This is a genomic window from Frankia sp. CcCS3, from assembly GCF_977927575.1.
Genome location: NZ_CDWRCL010000348.1, coordinates 1 through 2,804, shown reverse-complemented (window position 1 = coordinate 2,804; position 2,804 = coordinate 1). Strand labels below are relative to the sequence as shown.

The 2,804-nt window shown below is 70.0% G+C and carries 3 protein-coding genes; all 3 read left to right on the top strand.

Annotated features, from left to right (window positions below; all coding sequences use genetic code 11):
• Positions 1-374 precede the first annotated feature (374 nt).
• Positions 375-1,532, top strand: a complete 1,158-nt coding sequence (locus AC08OQ_RS19015) for a diguanylate cyclase domain-containing protein (protein ID WP_476602393.1) — start codon at positions 375-377, stop codon at positions 1,530-1,532.
• A 110-nt stretch (positions 1,533-1,642) separates the two neighbouring features.
• Positions 1,643-2,440, top strand: coding sequence for a hypothetical protein (locus AC08OQ_RS19010; protein ID WP_476602392.1), 798 nt, complete (start codon positions 1,643-1,645; stop codon positions 2,438-2,440).
• Positions 2,383-2,804, top strand: a 422-nt coding sequence (locus AC08OQ_RS19005; RefSeq protein WP_476612288.1) for a hypothetical protein, incomplete at its 3' end; no start/stop codon positions are given. The genes AC08OQ_RS19010 and AC08OQ_RS19005, both read left to right, overlap by 58 nt.

The following is a 2,804-nucleotide window of genomic DNA, read 5'->3' as shown; positions in this document are numbered from 1 at the left end:
AGTCGCGAGAAGGACCGCGAGACCATCAGGCTGATACCGATGATTCTGGCCGAGGCGGGATTCCATATTGTCCGTCGCCGCAGCTGACCGGCTGACCGGCTGCAGCCACCCTCGCCCAGCGGAGTCACTATCCGCCCGCACCCGCCGCACTCACCCAACCCCCACTCCGCACACCGGTCAGCAAAACCGAAAACACGTATACGAGGAAGCCGGGATGATCGGATTGATCTCACCACAGCAGTCCCGCCCGGCCGCGGGAGCGCGTGACGCGTCGCTCCCACGGCAGACCCACCCGTGTCCAGTACCGCAAGGCAGGTACGTCCAACTCACCTACCCGGCCACCCCTGGACCGGCAGTCGGAAGGAACCAGCTCGGTGCTGACCGACGACGTCGCGGTGGCCGTCCTTGACTCCCTCCCCTCGTCGGTCGCCGTGCTCGGCCCGGAGGGAACGGTGACCCGCCTCAACGAGGCATGGCGCCGCAATGCCGCCACCGGGGTGGCCCTGCTCCCCGTCCGGCCGGGCATCAGCTGGTTGGCGGCATGCGACAACGCGGCCAACTCAGCGGCTCGATCAGCGGCTCGATCAGCGGCTCGGCCGGCGGAACGAGCCACAGCCCGACCCGCGACCCTGTTGGCCGCCGCGGCGCTCGCCGATCCGGCTGCCCCGGTGCGGGCACTGGCGATCCTGTCCCGGCAGATGATCGACCGACGACGCAAGCAGGCCCGGATCGAGATCCCGAAACCGACGCCACATGGTTATCGTTGGCTCGACGTACGCCTGCGCCCGCTGATCCGTGGTGACGGTCTGATCGTCGTCGTCGACGACGTCACCGAGCGACACCAGCGGGAGGAGGAGCTGCGGCATCACGCGTCGACAGATGCGACAACCGGGCTGGTGAACCGCACGGGGCTGCGCGCGCTTCTCGCTGCCCGACTGGCCGCGGGCCCGCCGGACACTGTGACCACCGTGGCGCCCGGAACAACCCCCGGACACGCCCTGCCAGCCGCCGCCGGCACGGCCATCACAACAGGCACGGCCAAAACCGGGCACAACCGCGGAACGGCCGTTCTCTTCCTTGACCTGGATGCATTTCGTCGAGTCAATTTCTCCTTCGGCTATCCGACGGGCGATGCCGTTCTGGATGCCGCCGCCCGCCGCTTTTCGAAGGTACTCCACCCCGGCGACATTCTCGGGCGCTGGGGCGGGGACGAGTTCGTCATCGTCACCGGACCCGTTACCGCAGCCGAGGCCGCAACCCTGGCCGAGCGGCTCATCTCCTCCCTGGACGAACCGCTGGACGTGCACGGTCATCGGATCAGCATGTCAGTGAGCGTCGGAGTGGCCCTGTCGGCTGGGCCGTCTCCGACCGGCCAGACGCGCTCACCCGAACCTGCGGTCGGTTTCCCGATCCCGGCCGACGCTGCCGAGGTGAGTGACGCCATGGTGGAGCTGGCGGGTGCGGAGGTGATGCGCACCCGGGCGATGGCACGCACGGCCGGGCGGGAGCATCATCCTTGCGACTCGCCATGAATCGTCATGGTGGTTTCTGCGCCACCACATATTTCGACCACAACACCAAGTAGAAGAACTCCCCGTCGGCCCGTCCCGCTCCCCGCTTTTCCACGCCGTATCTTCCATACATGCGCTTCACCCTCACCGTCCTCGATGCCACCCGGAATTCCAGCACGGACGTACTACTGACCGCCGCCCCGGAAACCCCGCTCCGTGCGGTGGCCGGGGCGATGGCCGCCGCTGTCCGCCCGCATCGGCGTACTCCCACACTGGCGCGGGCCGGGCCCTCGATCAACGTCTCCGGTACCGTCCGTCCACTCGACCCGGAGACGACCCTGGCCTCCTCGCCGCTGCTGGAGGGTGCGGTGGTGAGCCTTGATGCCGCGGTGTCCCGGCGGGTCCGCGGGACGGGTCTGGTCGACCTGATGATCATCGGTGGGCCCGGGGCGGGCGACATCCATCACCTGCCGGCGGGTGAGTTCACCGTCGGCTCGGGACCCGGCTGCACTGTCACGCTGGGGGGTCACAGCAGCGACGAGCCCGCGCTGACCATCCGGGTCGAGGTCGGCGGTCGGTGCACCGTCACAGCCGGTCCGGGCGCGGCCGTCGTCGGCGACCACCCATCGTCGCCTGCCAGCACCATCCTGGCCGCGGTGCGGATCGCCCCGGTGACGTTGCTGCTCGTGCGGCCCGCACCGCTCACGGTGCTGACCCGCCCGTCCGTCTCCGCTCCTGGCATGCTCGACGTCAACCGTCCGCCTCGCCTGCATCCGCTGGAGCGGGAGTCCGTCTTCGCCCTGCCGGCCGCACCCGCCGTGTCCCGGTCCCGGTCCTCACGACGGTGCTGCCGCTCGTCGCCGCCCTGGGCATGGCTGCCCTGCTGCGGACAGTCTACGTTCTGCTCTTCGCGGTGCTGGCGCCGGTGAGCCTGGTCGCCTCCGTGGTGAGCGGCCGACGGCGGGAGGGTCGGGAGTTCCGTGCAGCCATGGCCCGCTACCGGCAGGAGCGGGACGACGTCGAGGCCACTGCTCGTGCCGCGCTCGCGGCGGAATGCACCGAGCGTCATCGCAACCACCCCGATCCGGCAAGCCTGCTCGCCACCGCTCAGGGACCGACTGCGACGCTGTGGGAGCGGCGTCGCCATGACCCCGATCACCTGCACCTGAGGTTCGGCACGGCCGACCTGCCAAGCAGGGTCCGGACCACGGACCCCTCCCCTGTAGCCGTCACGCCCCGGCAGCCCCCGGCCTGGGTCGCTCCCGATGTCCCCGCCGTCATCGCTCTAGGGCC

What these genes read in the sequence shown, in the direction of transcription:
- AC08OQ_RS19010 (WP_476602392.1), top strand. Translation starts at nt 1,643, where the DNA reads ATGCGCTTCACCCTCACCGTCCTCGATGCCACCCGGAATTCCAGCACG.